The sequence below is a fragment of the Klebsiella sp. CTHL.F3a genome (genome assembly GCF_019890895.1).
Taxonomy (GTDB): Bacteria; Pseudomonadota; Gammaproteobacteria; order Enterobacterales; family Enterobacteriaceae; genus Klebsiella; species Klebsiella grimontii.
On sequence record NZ_CP082360.1, the window covers coordinates 2,164,565 to 2,183,896 of the forward strand.

The 19,332-nt window shown below is 53.6% G+C and carries 14 protein-coding genes and 2 tRNA genes; 4 read left to right on the forward strand and 12 right to left on the reverse strand.

All coding sequences use genetic code 11. The features are described 5' to 3' along the window. Positions 1-154: 154 nt before the first annotated feature. Complete coding sequence (locus tag K7H21_RS10180; protein WP_142469077.1) at positions 155-1,084, forward strand: alpha/beta hydrolase; 930 nt, start codon at positions 155-157, stop codon at positions 1,082-1,084. Between the two features lie 509 nt (positions 1,085-1,593). Continuing rightward, on the forward strand, positions 1,594-2,781 hold the full coding sequence (locus K7H21_RS10185) for an OmpP1/FadL family transporter (RefSeq protein WP_004122201.1): 1,188 nt from the start codon (positions 1,594-1,596) through the stop codon (positions 2,779-2,781). Between the two features lie 982 nt (positions 2,782-3,763). Here K7H21_RS10185 and K7H21_RS10190 read toward each other — a convergent pair. Next, entirely contained in the window at positions 3,764-4,846 is a 1,083-nt protein-coding gene (locus K7H21_RS10190; RefSeq protein WP_228751072.1) for a GGDEF domain-containing protein, read from the reverse strand. 829 nt (positions 4,847-5,675) lie between these two features. Between K7H21_RS10190 and K7H21_RS10195 the strand changes: the two genes are divergently transcribed. Next, complete coding sequence (locus K7H21_RS10195; protein ID WP_223035751.1) at positions 5,676-7,307, forward strand: mechanosensitive ion channel family protein; 1,632 nt, start codon at positions 5,676-5,678, stop codon at positions 7,305-7,307. 10 nt (positions 7,308-7,317) lie between these two features. Here the strand turns inward: K7H21_RS10195 and K7H21_RS10200 are convergent, their stop codons facing one another. The 11 genes from K7H21_RS10200 to mtfA form a co-directional block, all read right to left on the reverse strand. Continuing rightward, positions 7,318-8,319 carry an HAD family hydrolase gene (locus K7H21_RS10200; protein WP_223035752.1) on the reverse strand — a complete coding sequence of 334 codons (1,002 nt, stop codon included), beginning with the start codon at positions 8,317-8,319 and terminating at the stop codon, positions 7,318-7,320. Further along, on the reverse strand, positions 8,316-9,329 hold the full coding sequence (locus K7H21_RS10205; RefSeq protein ID WP_223035753.1) for an oxygen tolerance domain protein: 1,014 nt from the start codon (positions 9,327-9,329) through the stop codon (positions 8,316-8,318). Before K7H21_RS10205 ends, K7H21_RS10200 begins: the two co-directional genes overlap by 4 nt. Then, positions 9,326-10,843: a VWA domain-containing protein gene (locus K7H21_RS10210; protein WP_049114543.1), complete on the reverse strand. Its 1,518-nt coding sequence runs from the start codon at positions 10,841-10,843 to the stop codon at positions 9,326-9,328. Before K7H21_RS10210 ends, K7H21_RS10205 begins: the two co-directional genes overlap by 4 nt. Beyond that, positions 10,840-11,817 carry a VWA domain-containing protein gene (locus K7H21_RS10215; RefSeq protein ID WP_004122177.1) on the reverse strand — a complete coding sequence of 326 codons (978 nt, stop codon included), beginning with the start codon at positions 11,815-11,817 and terminating at the stop codon, positions 10,840-10,842. Before K7H21_RS10215 ends, K7H21_RS10210 begins: the two co-directional genes overlap by 4 nt. Continuing rightward, entirely contained in the window at positions 11,810-12,250 is a 441-nt protein-coding gene (locus K7H21_RS10220; protein WP_195729155.1) for a DUF4381 domain-containing protein, read from the reverse strand. The genes K7H21_RS10215 and K7H21_RS10220 overlap by 8 nt, the downstream gene beginning before the upstream one ends. Then, a complete protein-coding gene (locus K7H21_RS10225) occupies positions 12,251-13,156 on the reverse strand; it encodes a DUF58 domain-containing protein (protein WP_142470110.1) in 906 nt (301 codons plus the stop codon). Continuing rightward, positions 13,156-14,154 carry an AAA family ATPase gene (locus K7H21_RS10230; protein ID WP_142470109.1) on the reverse strand — a complete coding sequence of 333 codons (999 nt, stop codon included), beginning with the start codon at positions 14,152-14,154 and terminating at the stop codon, positions 13,156-13,158. The genes K7H21_RS10225 and K7H21_RS10230 overlap by 1 nt, the downstream gene beginning before the upstream one ends. Further along, positions 14,151-15,446 (reverse strand): anaerobic sulfatase maturase, encoded by a 1,296-nt coding sequence (locus K7H21_RS10235; protein WP_223035754.1) that lies wholly within the window; start codon positions 15,444-15,446, stop codon positions 14,151-14,153. The genes K7H21_RS10230 and K7H21_RS10235 overlap by 4 nt, the downstream gene beginning before the upstream one ends. Positions 15,447-15,537: 91 nt before the next feature. Next, positions 15,538-17,130 carry an arylsulfatase gene (locus tag K7H21_RS10240; RefSeq protein ID WP_004122160.1) on the reverse strand — a complete coding sequence of 531 codons (1,593 nt, stop codon included), beginning with the start codon at positions 17,128-17,130 and terminating at the stop codon, positions 15,538-15,540. 784 nt (positions 17,131-17,914) lie between these two features. Next, positions 17,915-17,990: transfer RNA gene (locus K7H21_RS10245), tRNA-Asn, on the reverse strand. A 100-nt stretch (positions 17,991-18,090) separates the two neighbouring features. Then, the gene (gene mtfA / locus K7H21_RS10250; RefSeq protein WP_162626065.1) at positions 18,091-18,891 is read right to left on the reverse strand and encodes a DgsA anti-repressor MtfA; all 801 of its coding nucleotides are present in this window, start codon (positions 18,889-18,891) and stop codon (positions 18,091-18,093) included. A gap of 90 nt (positions 18,892-18,981) precedes the next feature. Here mtfA and K7H21_RS10255 point away from each other — a divergent pair. Then, a tRNA-Ser gene (locus K7H21_RS10255) sits at positions 18,982-19,071 on the forward strand. Positions 19,072-19,332 lie beyond the last annotated feature (261 nt).

The following is a 19,332-nucleotide window of genomic DNA, read 5'->3' on the forward strand; positions in this document are numbered from 1 at the left end:
CGCTGCTGCGCACCTGTCCTGGCTACCCGTAAGATGATGATTGGATAGCCGGCCAGGTGCAAGGCGCCGCCCTGGGATACCCCCCTCAGCTTGCAATTGAGATTGATATTGGCAATCATTATCATTAATGATGGTGTGCTGGAAAAATCAATCGATGTTAATCCGTAAGTTTTGTTCTGCTTATCCGCCTAAAGGGCGAATTTTTATCGCCGCGCTGGTCTTCGCGTTTTACGGTATTAATGCTGACGCCAAACCGGATATGAGGCCATTAGGGCCGAATATCGCCGACCGCGGCTCCGCGTATTATCACTTCAACGTTGCTTATTTCGATTCCCTTGACGGCGAACGGCATTATAAGGTCTGGACCGCGATACCGAACGCGGCGCCGCCAGCAGAGGGGTATCCGATTCTCTACGCTCTGGATGGCAACGCGGTGATGGACCGGGTCTCCGACTCGCTGCTTGCGCAACTTACGCAAAAAACGCCGCCCGTGATTGTGGCCGTGGGCTATCAAACGGCATTGCCCTTTGAGCAGAACGCCAGAGCCTATGACTACCGGCCGGCCGTCAAGGAGGATCCTGCCGATAGCGGGTGGGACGCGCGCAAAAGCGGCGGTAGCGAGGCATTTCGCCTGCTATTACAGAATACAATCGTGGAAAACGTTGAGCGCGGGATGAAGATTGACCCGCAGCGACGGGCGATCTGGGGGCACTCCTACGGAGGATTATTTATTATTGATTCCTGGCTGGCATCATCCCGCTTCCGGATCTATTTTTCTGCCAGTCCTTCCCTGGGACGAGGCAATACCTCGTTGTTAGATAAAATGGCCGAGGCAAAAGCCGATGCGTTTAGCCGGAAGTCCCTGTACCTGATGGAAGGGGCGGTTGCGACGCAGCGTGTCTCTTCCGCAGGGGCAGAAGAGACACGGGGCAACGTCCTGCAGACGGTTTCTCTGCTCAAGAAAAAGGGCGTGGCGGTCAACTGGTGGCCTTATCCCGGGCTGACTCACGGGGAGATGTTTAACGCGTCGTTGCAAAGCGCGCTGCTGACGATGAGCGGTTATCCGCGGGGAACGGGCAAGTAGCAGAGCGTTACTTTCGTATGCCGCCGAAAGCTAGCATGAAGGTAGTGAATGACGTTCAGATGATGTGGACATCGTTTGCCGCATAGCCTGAGCGCATCGCGCAGGATTCATTCACCCGGGCCGACAGCATCTTCCGGCGGCGTTTACCCTGGTGGTCGACGCGCTGCGCTGGCGTCACAAAGGCTAAAATTGGCCTCCATGAATCTCTTCAACTTATTTGCTGTTTTTATTTTGTGTTGGCATGCTGTTCCTGAATTTCACAGAAGACGTATCCGCTTAAGCTGGGTATTTATTATCGTCCCTGTGGATATTCGGACCCCTGGTCGCAATATTTAATATTAGACAAAACTTACAGAGACCTGAGTAACGCGGTTGTTTATAATATTAGGTCATTTAATAGTCTGGTTATATGCAAAATAGATAGCAAGTTCTAAAATTATACAGGACAAGAAAATAGACTTTTTTGCAAAAAAATAGCTCATCGTATTATTCAAGTGGTAGGTAACATAATGAGAAAAAGTATAATTATTATCTGTGGGTTATTTTTTTCCGCAGTAAGTCATGCGAGCGCGCTCTATTTTTACGAAGTGGGTACGGAAGATGCTGCGCTGGCCGGAGCGGGGCAGGCTGCACGCGCGCAGGATGCGTCTACGCTTTTAACTAATCCGGCAGGAATGACGCGATTACCCGATCATATGCTGACGGGGGGAGTACAGGCTATGGGAGGTGATATATCCTATAAACTGGATAATGAATCGAGCGGGCGTCAAAGTCCGGGCAATGTCATGAACCTGTTTCCTAATGCCAGCGTGTTCTATACGCAACGGCTGAATGATTCCGTGTCCGCGGGACTGGGCCTGTACGGTAACTATGGACTTGGTATTGATTTTGGCAACTGGGCAGGCGATCGACTCATCAAAAAAAGTACAATGGTAGCGATGACGCTCAGCCCGGCAATTGCCTGGAAACTCAGTGATAACGTTTCCGTCGGCGCCGCTGTAGGACTTAATTACGGCTACCTTTCTTTAACCCGGAATGTTGATAGCCGTGATGAACGACAAAATGACCACGATTGGGCAATGAACTACCGCCTGGGCATATTGATGGATCTCACCGACCAGACTCGAGCGGGAATAACCTGGACAAGTAAAACTGACTATCACTTTAGTATTGACGGCAAGGCACGTTTTCCGAACTTGCCAAACGTCGAGTACGATCTACCCGTGGCGGCTCAAGTCCGCGCACCTCAGCAGGTCATGCTGAGTCTGGTTCATGATGTAAATAAATATTGGTCGGTCATGGGCGATCTTGGTTGGCAGGACTGGAGCCAGTTTGGGAGCCCGGATATTACGATTAATGGCCAATCGGGCAATAGAAACAACCGGTTAAAAGATACCTGGCATACGGCATTAGGCGTTCAGTTCCGGCCTGACGAGCGATGGCGCCTTAACGCGGGTGTCGCTTTTGACAGCACGCCATACAACACCCAAAGCGATGTCGCTCTGACTCTACCTACCGGTGATGAGTGGCGTTTTGCGACCGGGGCGCAATATCAAATGACATCGGCGAGTAATATCGGATTTGCGGTTGAATATCTGCATATGCAATCATCTCAGGTGAATTCCGCAGCCTTCGCTGGAGAATATAATAAACCCTGGCTATGGTTCGCCAGCGTAAACTACAGCTATCAGTTCTGATCTGTAAACCAGGCGTTTAGTTTTGGCTAGCATGACGATAGGCCTGCAGTGGCAGTCGTGGCTGCAACCGGCTAAAAGAACGGCGCAGATGGTCACCGGCTATCGCTATCGTACCGGCGGCGCTGGAGATAGGTGACTAAAAAAGCCTCCTTAAATTCCCATAAGGAGGCTTTTTTTAGTCTTCAATAATGGTATTCAGTAATTCGCTCAGCGTACGCAGTCCCGAAATATTCTTCTCTTTCAGATAACGATTGTTTATAACGTTTATCTTGTAAAGCCTGACCAAAGAACAGTATGCCTGATAGGTCTGACTCTGGGTATCGACCAGTTCATCGATATGGCTTTTCTGCAGGTGTTCTTTTTTTAGCTGGCGATATATCTTTTTGAGCAGAGACTTATTTTTATCATGTAGTGAGGCATAGCTCGTTGAGTCTACCGGTGACCCCCGGTGCTTATTGTAGATGATAGGTATCTGTATTACATGTAGTTTGCGTAAAATACCCGGAGGTGATGTTTTGCAGGGGGCAACGACGCCCGAGAGTATAATTTGATGGAGCTTCCGCATTATTCTACCTGTGTTATGAGTGAGATGTATTAATTATCACGCTACGCATTGTGGGTGCAAATTCAATTAGTTTAAAATTAAATGTTTTGCGGGTTAATATTTAAAAGGCAATATTAATGTATTTTATTTTGCAATGTATGTTATGAGCATGTCATAAAGATAATAATGACTTCCTGTCAGGCATGCTGCGGGGACTGCGTTAATGCGCCACATCAGTTACCCCTTGTATATGACTTAGGTCATTGGTATGCTCAATTTGAGAGAGGGGGGGCTTATTCAATGGCAGTGATTAAATACTTAAAACCGCGCGTAGCGGTATTTTTTTTGCGAACACTAAACGCGCCGTTGGTTGATATAGGGCGATGAATACTGGAATTATGTACTGGCGTCAGCAGGGCACTTTTTGCCGCGACATGATCATCTTTTTGCTGCGGAAACCTGGTTACGTCCGGCCTGTTTTGCTTTGTAGAGCTCCTTATCGGCTTTTTCTGCCAGTACGGCAAATGAATAACCCTTGACCCATTGAGCAACGCCAAAGCTGGCGCTGAGCCAGGGCGAAAGTTGAGAACCCCGATGTGGGATCTTCGCTTTTTGAATATTGGTACGAATGCGTTCTGCAATCATCACGGCTTCAGCCATTTCATTGCAATGAGTCAATATGACAAACTCTTCTCCGCCAAAGCGAAACGCTGTGTCAGATGTTTTACGTAATGACTGGTTGATGCATTTCGCAACGCTTAATAAACATTCATCACCGGCAATATGCCCATATAAATCGTTATATTGTTTGAAATAGTCGATATCCATTATAATCATGAATAAATTACCACCTGAGTGCGGCAGTCGTTGTGCCTGTTCCTCAAAATGGGTTAACAGGCTGCTTTTATTTAACAATCCCGTTAAGGCGTCACGATGAGCAAGGTGGGTGAGTTTTTTAATGAGTAGATTCTTTGCGTATTCACTTTGTTGGGTTCGGGTGTACCATTCAAGCAATATGTAGCGAGCGGTTATCACGACAATGAAAATAATGACAGAACCAGACAGTTGCAGAAAGTTAAATTTATCATAAGCGGTGATTTCGCTTAACAGCATGGCGATGCTGATCGGTACGCTAAATAATAGCAATACAGTGCCGGAGATATAAAAGGAGATGGTGGCGGGTAACAGCGTGCTGATGAGCAATGAAAGCGTTAATGAAGGGTTATTGTAATGTTTGACCATCATATAGAACATGGCGCCCCAGAGGATGCCTTGTAGTAGCGCGTATGTTGGTAGCAACCTGGCGAGATATTTTCTGGAGATCAACGCCTTTAACGTAAATCCCAGCGCTGAAAAAAGCGTGGTTGCTATACATAGCATATTCATCACCTCCCGATAAAAGTCATTCGGGGTATGTATAAAATTGTTCAAAATCAACCACAAGCAAAAAACGATGTTAAGGCTCAGGAACCAGACCAGGTTCCATGAGTTAACAATATCCAGGTTTTTATGGTTTTTCATTCGTCGTGTTAATCATGAACCGATCTCGGTGGCGCATAAGAGAATAATGTCTATATCCGGCATATCTTCAAGTTACCTGTGCGTTGGCTTTGTTACTCAGCTTATCCATGAGCCTCGGCCTTACGGGGCGCCATGACACAGCGTTCAAATCTGTTCCAGACAGATTTGTCATTCGCCCCAGCACGTAGTTATCTATGCTCCAGGTGACTAATGAGAGGCTCCTGCCGCTCACCGACTTCCAGCCTTCGCCGGTCAAATTTGTTGCCGACGAATTTGTCACTTCAATGCCGCCTTTAAGCAACGCGAATTATTTAGGGTATAAATATAACCAGTTATGGCCCGGATGGCGAATCTCGTTCGTTGTTGAAATCCAATAATAAACATATTTTTATTATAAAACTCACGCCATCCTGATTAACTGACGATGACGGCGTCAACTACCCTCACACAGGGGATTATTCTGCAACGCTTACCGTGAGTATCAATATGACTTTGGTGGAAATGAGTTAATATCTCTCATATTTAACGGAGCCCCTTGCCTTTAAAGCGAAAGAGGTCATCGTTAAACGGACAGAAGATCTGTACTTTATCAAACCAGGGCAATCACCGTCTGTCTGGCTGCTGACGGGACTTTTGGGTTAAGGTAAATCGTAAAGTACGGATAATGAATATTGCTAGAGATATATTATTTAATTTCCAGGTTGCGTATCTGAAACGCAAAAAAGTGACGTGTTCTTGAATTCACGCCGCACTGGTCTAAGCTCAAAAAGGCGAAAGCGTGTCGGGTTGTTGTAGCATAAAACAATAAATCTCTCTGTAGGTGAAGGTCATGAACAGGGCAATTTCCCGGGTAGTTCTGTGGTTTTTTGTTTTGATGGCTTATCCTCTACAGGCCGCGGAGCCACGTCAGGCACCTTCAGCGCAAGAACGGGCCCGAACGGTTTATGTTTTCCACCAGCCTATAGTGATGCTTCAGGCGAAGTTTGGCTTAACCACGCCGGAAGAGCGCGTACTGCGCATTCGCAATACCCTGCGCGGCTTTAGCCGTGAAGACGTGGCAAAGCCCCTGACTATTGTCCCGGTGACTCGATATAACCAGGCGGGACGCCTGATCGTGATGAACGGCAAACCGGTGATGCTGCTGGTGGAGGCGGATCTCGACGAAGGCGACGATCTCACCCTCGACCAGGCGGCATCTCGTGTCTTAACCCGGCTGGAAGCCCAGCGTACGGCGTTACGCGATCAGTACGACCACCGCAGTCTGGCGCTTTCCGCATTGAAAACCACCGTTGGCGTGGCGGCGTTACTGGCGCTCTGGTTCGTTCAGTACCGATCCTGGCGCTGGGTGCGCCGGGTTTATCGGCGCAAAATAATCGATAATAAAGGGCTTGTTCCCCAAACCTGGCGACGCTTTTTAGGTGAGGTTGAAAGCCGTCTGTACGCGCTACTGATGCTACTGCTGGGTATCACCGCGATCTATGTTTTGCTCCGCTGGGCCTTCAGCCTGTTTCCCTGGACGCGCGTCTGGGGCGAGTCCCTGGGCGACTGGTCGATACGTATCGTCAGCCAAATCTCTTACTCCATCGTCTCAGCGCTGCCGGGACTGCTGGTGGTGCTTATTATCTTTGTGATGACCTCCGTCATCCTGAAAATCCTTAAAGTGGTGCTAAACCAGGTTGCCACGGGACGCCTGTATATTCCCGGCCTGCATCCGGAAACGGTGGGGGCCACGCGCAAGCTGATTGCGGTAATCGTCTGGCTGTTTGCGCTCTCCGCGGCGTATCCCTTCCTGCCGGGGGCCAACTCGCTGGCGTTTAAAGGCATTAGCGTCTTCTTCGGTCTGATGCTCACGCTGGGGTCCGCGGGGGTAATGAATCACGCTATGAGCGGGCTGGTGCTGATTTACTCCCGGGCGCTGCGCAAAGGCGATGTGATCCGCATTGCCGAAAACGAAGGGCGGGTGACCGAAGTCGGGATGCTGGCGACCAAAATTGTAACCCGGGAAAACTACGTTATTACGCTGCCCAATGCGGTAGTGGTCAGCGGCAAAATTACCAACCTTAGCGTGCAAAACCCCGACGGCAGCGTCAACCTGACGCTCAACGTGACGATTGGCTACGACACCCCGTGGCGGCAGGTGCACAGCATGCTGGAGCTGGCGGCGCGGCGGGCGAAGTGCGTCGATCAATCCGTCGCGCCGCGGGTGCGCCAACTGGCCTTAATGGACTGGTACACCTCCTACGAGCTGCAGGTCAGGCTGCTGCCGGTTGAGCAGAACGGTCCGGGTGATGGCCTGATGGCTGGGGCGCGCACCGAGATGCACAGCCTGATTCAGGACGTATTTAACGAATTTAACGTGCAAATTATGTCGCCAAACTTTGTGCTGCAACCCAATGAACCGGTGATGGTGCCCAAAGAGAAATGGTTTACCACTCCCGCACAGCCGCCTGGAGAGGGGTAAACCTGATGGATTACTGCGCGGTTTTCGCCGGGCACCGCGCCGGGTCGAATACCGTTTTCCAGTCTTTTTGCATATCGACCACCACCCAGCCTCTCTCTTTGACCTCTTTTAAGCCTTCCACCAGTTTACCGCTGGCCGGTGGATGGCTGTCGTAGGCGTATTCGCGCGCCGCATCGGTATGGTGCACCAGCAGCCCGAAGGTTTTGTAATCCGGGTTGCTGGCGGTGTACTGCATCATCGCCAGGTCGCCATCGCTGTTGCCAAAAGCCGCTACCGGGCGCTGACCCATAAACAGATGGATCGCCACCGGTTTGTTCGCCGCATCGTCATTAAAGGCACCCTGCATAGTTTTGCGTATTTGCGAGCCATCTTTGGTCAACGAGAACTCGCCCAGGGCGAACGAACCGACGACCTGTTCCGGCGGAATGCCGTACATCTTCTCAGACAGCACGCGCATAAAATCGATGCCGCCGCCGGAGATAATCCACGTCTTAAAGCCATTTTCGCGCAGGTAGTCCAGCAGCTGACGCATAGGCTGATAGCCCAACTGGTTGTACTGACAGCCAAACCGCGGGTCTTTGTGCGTATCGACCCAGCTGGCGACGCGTTGAGTGAACTCGTCGGTGGTGATATCGCTGTGGGTCAAGGCCAGCAGCTTGAGCAAGCCTTTTTCGCCCGCGGCCGCCACCGTTTTCAGATCGTTTTTCAGCGCCGCGCTGACCAGCGGATCGTTTTGCCATTCAGGATGTTCAGGCGCAAGACGCTTAACCTCATCCAGCACGAACTGGATCTGGAAGGTCATCGGCGCTTCTGGCCACAGGGTGCCGTCGTTATCAAACACCACGTAGCGCTTTTCCGGCGGGATAAAAGAGTGGCTTTTAGCATCGGTGGCATTGTGCACCCAGGTTTCTATGGCCCGTTTAGCCGCCGTGTCGTTCCAGGCGGAAAGCGGAGCCGCCGCCGCGCCGCCGCACAGGCTCACTAATAACATACCGATCAACGTACCCTTCATCGAGAACTCCTTTTTTCAGGGACCAGATCCGGCAGGGATGTGGGATGCCAGAAACGGTGCCATTGGTGATAAACATACCGGGCGCTCTGCGACAGCGTACGGCGAAACATAAACAGCAGCGCGACCGTCGCAGCCAGCACCGCGACCCACAGTGACAGCAGACCCCACGAGGTTGGCGCCTGGCCTTTGAGCGCCGCTTCCGCACCCGCGTTCGGCGCCGGGGCAATCTTGTACTCACTGCCCGGCAGCTCGGCGGTTTGCCACTGCTGATGGGCGGTATCCCACCAGCGTAATTTTATCGGCGGAAGGGCAACGGTACCGGCTTCCACCGGCAGATAGCGCAGCGTTTCGACGCGTTGGGCGCCGTGGATATCGCCGCGACCTGCCGTCACCAGAGTATTTTGCGGCGATAAACGTTGGGTGTGCGTGCCGGGAATGGCGTACAGCAGCGGCGGGATCTGCGTTGCAACGGCGTCGTCGGCGACCACCGTTACCACACGCTCAATCACGTCTCCGGCGCGCAATTGTCCATCATCGCCGCTGTGGAACAGGGTAATTTTTTGGCTCAGCGACAGGCTGGCGGCGGGGAGGAAATGGTCCGGCTGTTGTACATCGTCAGGCCAGTTTACCGCCTTATCTAACGCCGGCAGTTTTATCGTCACCGGCGCTTGTCCGGCTCCGGTAAGCGTCAGCTCAAAGGCAGGAATATGCAGCTGCCCCTGATCCCAGGCCGTTACCTGACGTTCCATACGAATACCGCTCCAGCTGGTGCCGCCCTCATGACGGGTGAGCAGCTGATTGGGTTCGGTGGTGGTCAACAATGCGCCATTTTCAACAGGGAAATCAGGCCACTGCGGCGGCGGGTTAAACCAGCTATCGGTCCAGAAGGTCACGGCGATGCGCACCGGCTGACCGGGAGCAACGTGCTCTGGCGCGATAAGCTCGCGCGAAACCGTCATGGCCGCCTGACTGGGCAGCGTGGCAATCAGTAATAACCACAGCAGCTTCATTGTTGATCTCCTGACTGGGTGCGATAGAGGTTTTCCAGCAGGCCGGAAGGCGAAACGCTGAGATTCTCATACCACTGGTTCACCTGCGGGTTGCCTCCGACCTGCGGCTGAATATCTTTTTGCTCAACGCCTTCCTCGGGTTTGAGATCGTGTTTGATCTCATCCGGTTTATAGTCCTGCTCCTCGCCCTGCGCCGACTGGCGGTCGCGCTCTTTTTGCCGCAGCTGCATGATGATGGCGGCAATCTTCGCCCGGTTGCCCTGCGCCAGCTGCCAGTCAGGCCGCAGGCTGAGCGCCCGGTCATAGCTGTTGAGCGCCTGCTGCCACAGCTTTTGCTGCGCGTAGCTGTTACCGGTCCACAGCAGCGCTTCCGGGGTTTGTTCCGCCTGATGGAAAGCGGCGGTGGCGGCGGGGTAGTTCTCCGCCCGATACCAGGCGATCCCCTGCCGCAGCGGGTCGGTAAAACGCTGCGCGGCGGTGGTGTAATCCCCGCGTGCGAACGCCTGCTGCCCTTGAATATCGGGGCTGACCCACGCATCCAGCCATGACGCGGCGTGCCCGGCGGGCTGCCACATCAACAGCGGCGCGATAAGCAGCCAGCAAAAAAGCTGGCGTCGCCACAGCAGTATGATGATCAGCATGGGAATGACCGCCAGCCAGCCGCTGTTGCGCCAGTGTAGATCGTTGCGCGCGTTGTTTTGCGCGCTGACGGACTGCTGTATATGGCTGCGGATCGCCGAAAAATCGCTGTCGTCCGACGTCACCAGGGTGACCGGAATACCGCCATCGCGGATCTGCTCAAAGCGCGCGACGTTAAGCCGGGTATCGGTGCCGCGACTGGCATACTTCTCCGGCAGCGTCCCGCCGTGGGCGGTGCCGGGAACCCAGATTTGCAGCGGTAGCGACTGTTTTGTCAGCCAGCGCGCATCGCGCTCATCGATATTATCCGCCACCAGAATGATGCTGCGCGGCGGCGAGGGCATATTTTTCATCGCCAGGGTCAGGGCCGCCTGTAGCCCTGATCCTTCACCTGCCGGAAGCAGGGCGGGGGACTGGGCATGCAGGAACAGAGCGTAAAAATCCTGATCGACGGTCAGCGGCGTGGTGAGCCACGCGCCGGACTGATACACCACCAGGCCAAAGCGGGTGCCGGGCATCTGCGCCATCAGCGACAGGATTTTACTTTGCATCCGCTGGTGACGGCTTGGCGCCAAATCGCTTGCCAGCATGGCGTTATCCTGCTGCAACACCACCATCACATTACTTTGCGGGGTTAACGCCGCGGGAAGCTGACGCTGCCAGGCAGGACCGGCGAGGCCGATAATCCCTGCCATCATCAGCCACGGCAGCGCGCGGGTTATTTTTCGCGGCTGATTGACGATAAGCGCACGGGCAAGCGGCTTATCCATCATACGTACCCAGGCGCTGCGTCCGGCGGACGGCAGCCACCACAGCGCGAGGCACAGCGGTAACAGCACTAAAAACCAGGGGTGTAAAAAGTGGAAGTCGCTCATGCGCTTTCCTCCCTGAGGACGCGATAAAGGGCGAACGCCAGCAGCAGCAACAGCGCGGCGGCAAGCGGCCAGCCAAACAGCGGCTCGCGCCAGGACCAGCCGATACTTTTAACCTGCACCGGCGTGATAGCGTCAATTTCCTGCCATACGGCGTCCAGCGACGCGCCGCTGCTTTCGGCAGTCCACGCGCGTCCACCGGTCATCTGCGCGATTTCGGCGAGCAGCGGCAGGTCGACTTTATCGTCCCCGGTGCTGTTCACGTCGCCAAAAGCGATGGTGTGCACCTGTACGTGATGCGCGGCGGCCAGTTTGGCGGCAAGACGCGGCGTCAGCTGTGAAGCGGTATCATTGCCGTCGGTGAGAATAATCGCCAGCTTACTGGCGTCGGCGTTTTGCGCGGAATCGAACAGTTTCACCGTGACTCCCAGCGCGTCGCCGATCGCCGTCTGCTGCCCCACCATGCCCGGCGATAGCTGGTTGATTCGGGTTTCCAGCGCCTGTTTATCTTCGCTAATTGGCGCGAAGGGCCATGCGCCGTTAGCAAAAATCACCAGCCCAATTCGGTCGGACGGGCGGGCGGCGACAAATTTTTTCACCGAGGCCTGTACCGCTTCCAGACGGGTGCTGCCTCCGGCGACATCGTTTTTCGCCATCGAACCAGAGACGTCTAAAATCAGCATGATGTTACGCATCGGTTTTTCAATATGCTGCGGCGGGGTGAGCCATTCCGGACGCGCCATGGCGCAAACCAGCAGCCCCCACACCAGCCAGAACACCACGGCGGCAAGCTTACCGCTGCGCACAGGCTGGCTGTTGGGCTGGATCTCGTGGATAAGCGCGGGTAAAAACGGCACGCGCACGTATTCCTTTAGCGGCCGCGCTTTAGCCATAAAAAAGCGGCCCACCAACGGCAGCAGCAGCAGCAGCCAAACCCAGGGCCAGACAAAGTCCACGCGAGAGAGATATTCAGACATAGGGTAATCGCTCTATCCATGCATGTAACTGCGCACGCAGACGCGCGTTATCGTCGTCATTCAACTGGTTTTCACGCTGGCAATAGCGCAGGCTAAGCTGTTCGCGCAGCGCGTCGTCCAGCGGCACCTGTTGCAGGCATTGCGTCGGGTTGGACGCGGCGCTTATCGCTTCGCGCGGGTGATGAACCAGCAAAATGCGTTTAATCAGCAGCAGCCAGCTATCGGCGGTATGCGGCTGCGACAGGGCGCTTAGCGCCTGGCGACGCCAGACATTCCGCCGCCAGCGGGCGTAGCGAAACAGGGCGACGGTCAGCCCGGCAAGCAGAACCAGGATGCTGAGCACAACCCAGCCCGGCGGCAGCGGAAACCAGGAGGGTGAACCGGGCAGCGCCGGCTCCGCCAGATGGGGGACGGTAAAACCTTTCTCCAGCATTCAGACACCTCGCTGTAGCTGTCGCAGGAGATCGCGGGTGACCACGATTTGATTGACCCGCACGCCAAGCCGGGCAAGACGCGTCTCCTGCTGCGCCAGCCGGGCGGTGACGCTGTGCACGATCTCGTCGCGGCGGGAGGGGGAAAGGGAGAAGGTTGCCTCCTGGCCTTCGTAACGCGCGGCAAGCTGGCCGTGGGTCGGCAGCCGCAGATGGAGATCGTCGAGCGTGACAAAGGCGCTGATCTCCCCCCGGCGGCGCAGCGCGGCCAGCAGGGCATCGCACTGGCTATCCAGATCGTGAAAATCGCTTATCACCGCAACCCAGCTCCCGCTAGGGATCAGCGGCAGGCTGTGGCGCAGCATATCGGCCAGCGACAGCGGATTTGGCGCTTCATGAGGATAGGCGTCGGCGACGGCGTGGTTATACTCGACGATGTCGTCCAGAAAGTGGGGCAGGGTCGCGTTCGGCGGACGACAGGCGCGCAGCGCGTAGTCTTTGTCGCCAAACACCGCGCCGCCCAGACGGTCACCGTCGTGCCAGCTGCGCCATGCCAGCAGCGCGGCAATTTTTGCCGCCGCCACCGATTTGGTCTGCACGCGGGTGGAAAAAAACATATCCCGACGCTGATCGACAAGCAAAAAGACCGGCCGCTCTTTTTCTTCATTGTACAGGCGGATCCACGGCGTACGCATACGCGCGGTGGTCTGCCAGTCCATCAGACGAACGTCATCACCGGGCTGGTAGCGGCGCAGACTGTCAAAATTAAGCCCGCGACCTTGCTGGCGCGAAATGCGCTCTCCGGCCAGCGCGTTGGGCGGGATTTGCCCTGGCGGATTGATAATAGAACGCGCCTGCGCCGCCAGTTTTAGCAGGCTATCACGCGAGACGCGGACGGCATCGCTCATCACGCCACCACCGCGTCGAGCAGCATTTTCACCGCATCGTCCGGGGTGCAGTTGTCGGCATTGGCCTGGTAGCTCAGCATCAAACGGTGACGCAGCACCGCAGGGGCAATCTTTTTGATGTCTTCCGGCATAACGGCGTCCCGACCTTCCAGCCATGCCTGGGCGCGGCCGCAACGCTCCAGCGCCAGCGTCCCGCGTGGACTTATCCCAAAGGTCAGATAGCTTGCCAGCGCATCGCTGACGTTTTCAGGGTGACGACTGAGATCCACCAGATTGACGATATAGTTTTCAATGGTTGGCGCGACGTGAACATGGGCAATCGCCTGCCAGCACTCGGCAATCTCCTGCTGCGTCAGCATCAGGGTTTCGGCGGCGGCGCTCGGCTGGTTTTGGCTCAACTGCTGGTATTTTTGCTGCTGCTCGGCGCGAACCAGCTGCATCACCTTCTGTTCATTCTCTTTCGAGGGATAGCTCACCAGTACTTTCATCAAAAAGCGGTCAAGCTGGGCCTCCGGCAGGGGCCAGGTGCCTTCCTGATCCACCGGGTTTTGCGTGGCGAGAACTATAAACACCCCCGGCAGCGGCCAGGTTTTGCCCGCCACGGTCACATGGCGTTCTTCCATCGCTTCCAGCAGGGCAGACTGAACGCGGGCGGAGGCGCGGTTGATTTCATCGGCCAGAATCAGGTTGCCAAACACCGGGCCGGGGCGGAACGTAAACTGGTCCTCTTCGCGGGTGGCATTTTGCTGATAAATCTCGCTGCCGGTGATATCAGAAGGGAGCAGGTCGGGGGTGAACTGAATGCGGCGATACTCGCCCTCCACGTGGCGGGCGAGTTCGCGCACGGCGCGGGTCTTCGCCAGCCCCGGCAGCCCCTCCAGCAGAACGTGTCCATCGCAGAGCAGGGCGATTATCAACATACGTACCAGCTCTTCCTGACCCAGCACCTGCTGGTTCATTTTCTGCTCAAGTTCTAATAGCTTCTCGCGCTGCATCATCGTTTTAATCCTGAATAGTCACGTTTGATTAAGGTGGCTAATCCCACCAGCATCGGCTCGGCGTAGTTGAAGAAGGCTTTGATGCCCGGGCACAGATAGTTGAGACCCGCTTCGCCGTCCGGTGCGCGCACGATGCGGTTTTTTGGACACTCGCCCCAGCACATTTTTAAATACGGGCAGGCCTGGCAATATTTCGGCAGCGTATCGCGCTTGCCCATGCCAAAGGCTTTCTGCCGCTCGGAGAACGCCAGATGTGACAGTTTCGTATTAGCGATATTGCCTATCTGGTATTCCGGGTAAACGTAGTGGTCGCAGGAGTAGATATCACCGTTTTTTTCAATCGCCAGCCCTTTGCCGCAGAATTCGGAGTGGGTGCAGATTTGCGCGGGCATGCCCAGCGTTTGCGCCACCGCCGTTTCAAACAGATTGACCTGAACGCGGCCTAAATCGTTGTTAACCCACTCCTCGAACACCGCAATCAGGAAGTGGCCCCAGTCATCCGGGTCAACCGACCAATCGGTCACGACAGAGTCGAGATCGCCGGGGCGAGCGCGGCGGCTACCGGTCAGCGGAATGGTGTCATCGCGCCAGAACTGCGGGGCGGTCTGTTTAAAATCAACCGGTTCCACGCACGGGTTAAACTGTACGTAGGTCGCGCCCAGTTCCTGGGTCATAAAGCGATAGACTTCAAGCGGGTAGCGGGCATTGGTGCGGTTGACGGTTACCAGGGCATTAAACGGTACGCCGTGACGCTCAAGCGCCTCAACCCCGGCCATCACCTTATCAAAGGTCGGTTTGCCGCTACGCGTGACGCGGTAGCGGTCATGAAGTTCCCGTGGGCCATCAATCGACAGACCCACCAGAAAATGATGTTTTTTGAGAAATTCAGCCCATTTATCGTTCAGCAAAACACCATTTGTTTGTAAGTCGTTCTCGATGCGCTGGCCGGATTTTTGGTACTGCTTTTGAAACTTAACCACTTTTTCGAAAAATTCGAGCCCCATCAGGGTCGGTTCGCCGCCCTGCCAGGAGAAGACCACCTGCTCACCGTCTTGCCCTTCAATATACTGGCGAACGAACTGTTCAAGCGTCTCATCGCTCATGCCGGTATGCCTGTCCTGGTGCAGCAGATCTTCTTTGTGCAGATAGAAACAGTAGGAACAGTCAAGGTTACAGGTCGAGCCGGTAGGCTTGGCCATTACGTGGAAGCGACGCTTATATTCAGGGCCTTTGCCGTTATATTTCTCGGCAGACGGTAATGCGGTAACGGGTAGTGTTGTGCTGTACTTCATCGTATGCCCCTGAGAAGTGATAACAAAAAGGTGAACTGATTTTTATCATCCAAAGCGGACAGGCTGCTTTAGCAACCTGTCCGAGGTGGCGTTATTTATTAATACCGGAACCCTGCTCAAGCATGGCTGAAGCATCGGAAATGGTGAACGAACCTGGTTTCTGACGCGGTGGGAACTCTTTGAAGGTGGCCAGCATCTCTTTGGCATATTTCTGCGCACCGCCCATCAGGAACAGACGATCGTAGAACCATGAGTTGTAGCCCATACCGTCGCTGCCTTTCTCCAGCGGATCGATCTCCAGATCGAAGATCATTGGCGTACGCAGTTTGGTGAACGGATATTTCCACAGATCCAGACCGGTGTGTTCCTGGATCATAAAGTGCGCTTTCCAGCGGCCATAGCGCATCGCCAGCAGGTCGCCGTCATCACTCCAGTAGAAGAATTCTTTACGCTGGTTGTCGCCTTTACCCTGCAGGAAGTCGAGCTGGTTATAACCATCCAGATGTACCTTGTAGGTCATCGAGGTCGTCTTATAGCCTTTCAGCAGTTCATCTTTGATGTTAGCGTCCCCGGCGGCTGCGACCAGCGTTGGGAACCAGTCGTAGCTGGCGAACATGCCGTCAATGATGGTGCCCGGCTTAATATGCCCCGGCCAGCGAACCATGGCAGGTACGCGGAAGCCGCCTTCCCAGCCGGTGTTTTTCTCACCGCGGAACGGCGTCTCACCCGCATCAGGCCAGGTGGCGGTCATCGGGCCGTTATCGGTGGTGTAAACGAGAATGGTGTTATCTTCGATGCCGAGATCTTTAATTTTCTGCAGCACTTCACCGATCATGGCATCGTGTTCAACCATACCGTCGGCATAGGTCCCCAGACCGGTTTTACCGATGCTGCCGTCTTTCAGGTGGGTTTTGTTGTGCATACGGGTGGTGTTAAACCAGGTAAAGAATGGCTTACCGGCTTTTACCTGACGTTCCATAAAGTCGTTATTGGCAGCCAGCGTCTCTTCATCGACCGTGCCCATACGTTTCACGGTCAGCGGACCGGTATCTTCAATCTTGCCGTCTGCGGTGCTCTTAATCACGCCGCGCGGGCCAAATTCTTTACGGAAGGCCGGGTCTTTTGGATAGTCCGGGTTCTCCGGTTCTTCTTCGGCGTTCAGGTGGTACAGATTGCCGAGAAACTCATCAAAACCGTGCGCGGTAGGCAGGAATTCATCGCGGTCGCCGAGGTGGTTTTTACCAAACTGACCGGTGGCATAACCGAGCTGTTTAAGTGCCGTGGCAATCGTAATGTCTTCTTTTTGCAGACCCTGCGGCGCGCCAGGCATCCCAACTTTGCTCATGCCGGTACGGAACGGCATCTGGCCGGTAATAAACGCAGAACGGCCGGCCGTTGAACTTTGCTCAGCATAATAGGAAGTAAATTTAGCCCCTTCTGCGGCAATGCTATCAATATTCGGCGTTTTATACCCCATGGTGCCCTGGTTATAGGTGCTCAGGTTCCAGTAACCAATATCATCACCAAATATAACGACAATATTCGGTTTTGAGGTATTTTGTTTGGGGGCATTTTCTGGTGCGGTGGCTGTCGCTGGTGCCGCATAAGCGCTGGACACTGCGCCGGCTGCTAAGGTTAACAGGCTGGCGAGCATTGTCCTTTTGAAAGGCACTATATATTGCATTGGGTGAGCTCCGTTATTAGGAAAGCGATTTAAGTATAGACATGGCGGCGATTCTGCAATTTCAAATATCAATAAAAAGACCTGCTGCGGATGGGTTAGGCCAACGTCCTACGTTAGATATCTGAAGTCTTAGCTTAAATTGCTGAAGATTGTGTTTTTTGAGATTATGGGTTTTCGCAGATCAAAGCGACTGCTCATTTATTTATTAATAAATTTGATAATTTAATATTCCAGTAAAACGTTTGAGGGACGAAGATCGTTCGTCTTGTCGAAGCGGTAGCCCTTAGCATGTTTTATGTTGCTGGTGGGAAAGCCAGAACTGCTGATGTTGATAGTCCGGTTTATATGAGATCTGGTAAACCATAACGACCATTATGATGACGTATTGTTATAGCATGATGACTGTCGCTTTTGGCTTTATTTATCTCCAGCGTATATCGTGTTATGGCTTTAATATGCTTTTCTGTGGTGCGGCTAGTTTATTAATTTGTTAGTTGTTCAGTGTGATGACTTTTTGGAGAAAGGTTTTTATGTCCCGCAGGGACGTTGCGTACAGCGCTAGCGGGGAAAGATGCCTGGTGTTGTTATTTTTTGCTTAGAAGTGGGATACCGGTTGAAAAGTCGCTATCGTGCTGAATGGGCTGCAGAGGCTGTCACAGGTTGCGCTAAAGGCGGTGATGATGAGTTAATATTTTCATTGAGATATAAACAGTAGTGCATGCCCGAATCCCGGGACGGACAGCAAAAAGCCCGCTTAAGTATCCTTAAGCGGGCTTTTTAAATTTGGCTCCTCTGACTGGACTCGAACCAGTGACATACGGATTAACAGTCCGCCGTTCTACCGACTGAACTACAGAGGAATCGTGTGAACGAGGCGAATACTACTGGTCTCGGATTTTTGTGTCAACACTAAATTTAACTTGCTGATTCAAATGGCTAAATTTAGCGCAGGTCGTTGTTTTAGTGTACTACCGGGTTATCACTATCATCTGGCGGGCTATTCTCACGTAATCTCGCGAGCGGATCCTGACGATAAAAAAGGCAGAAACGCTGCCAAAGCGCGGGAAAGCGGGGAGCAAATAGCTCTGGTGCGCTGAAGAAGTATTCAGAGAGCACGGCGAAACATTCTGCAGGATCCGTGGCTGCATACGCATCGATACTCGCGGCGCTTTCACCGACCAGGTCTATCTCATCCTGAATATTGTTCATTGCAGCATGGAGATCGTGTTCCCAGCCCGCCACCTCGCGCAGGGGGATGAAGGGCACGCCGCTTGCGCGATCGCCATTGCGGGTATCCAGTTTATGCGCTACTTCATGGACAATCAGATTGAAACCGGACGCATCGAAGGAGTCCTGAATATCCAGCCAGTTGAGAACAATCGGCCCCTGCTGCCAGCTTTGACCTGATTGTACGATTCGCTGGTTATGCACCAGGCCGATATCATCTTCCCATTCGTCGTCGACGACGAACGGGGCAGGGTAGATAAGCACTTCGTGAAAGCCATCTAACCATTCGATACCCAGTTCGAGAACCGGCAGGCAAAACAATAGCGCGATACGAGCGCTGTGCAGGGGAGTAAGCTCAAGCCCCTGTAAGGCAACCAGACGCTTTTGTTGCAAAAAGCGGGAAGCCATCTGCACCAGCTGCTGCTGCTCATGTTCGGAGAGGTTGGCTAATACAGGAATGGCAAGCGCCTTTTCCCAGGGGATTTCCGCGTTGCCGGACTCTTCATCTACTTTCCAGGGCCATTTAAATATCATATTGCTCGCAAAGTCGTCACTTGAACTGAATTAAAGAGACAGGAACTATTAAAATGCCAAAGAACCTGGCATTATAGCAACCTCAACAGCGGAGAGATGCCGGAGCGGCTGAACGGACCGGTCTCGAAAACCGGAGTAGGGGCAACTCTACCGGGGGTTCAAATCCCCCTCTCTCCGCCAATTATTTAGAAAAATCAATAAGTTGAATGTCGCTTTTAATTTTTCTCTGCAAAATCCCCGCATTAAAATTTCTTTCTATCGCTCTGTTTTCCCATCCCTAATGCTGTCTTTTTTACCATGTTGCCTCTTGTTGGGCATCCACTTTTATCTTCTTTAGTTCACAAGCTCACATTCTTAACAACAACATAGCCCGTCTTGCATCCCTGATAACAAAGCAGTCAACTGCCCTTGCTACACATAGATTCTGTAGAAGTATCTTAA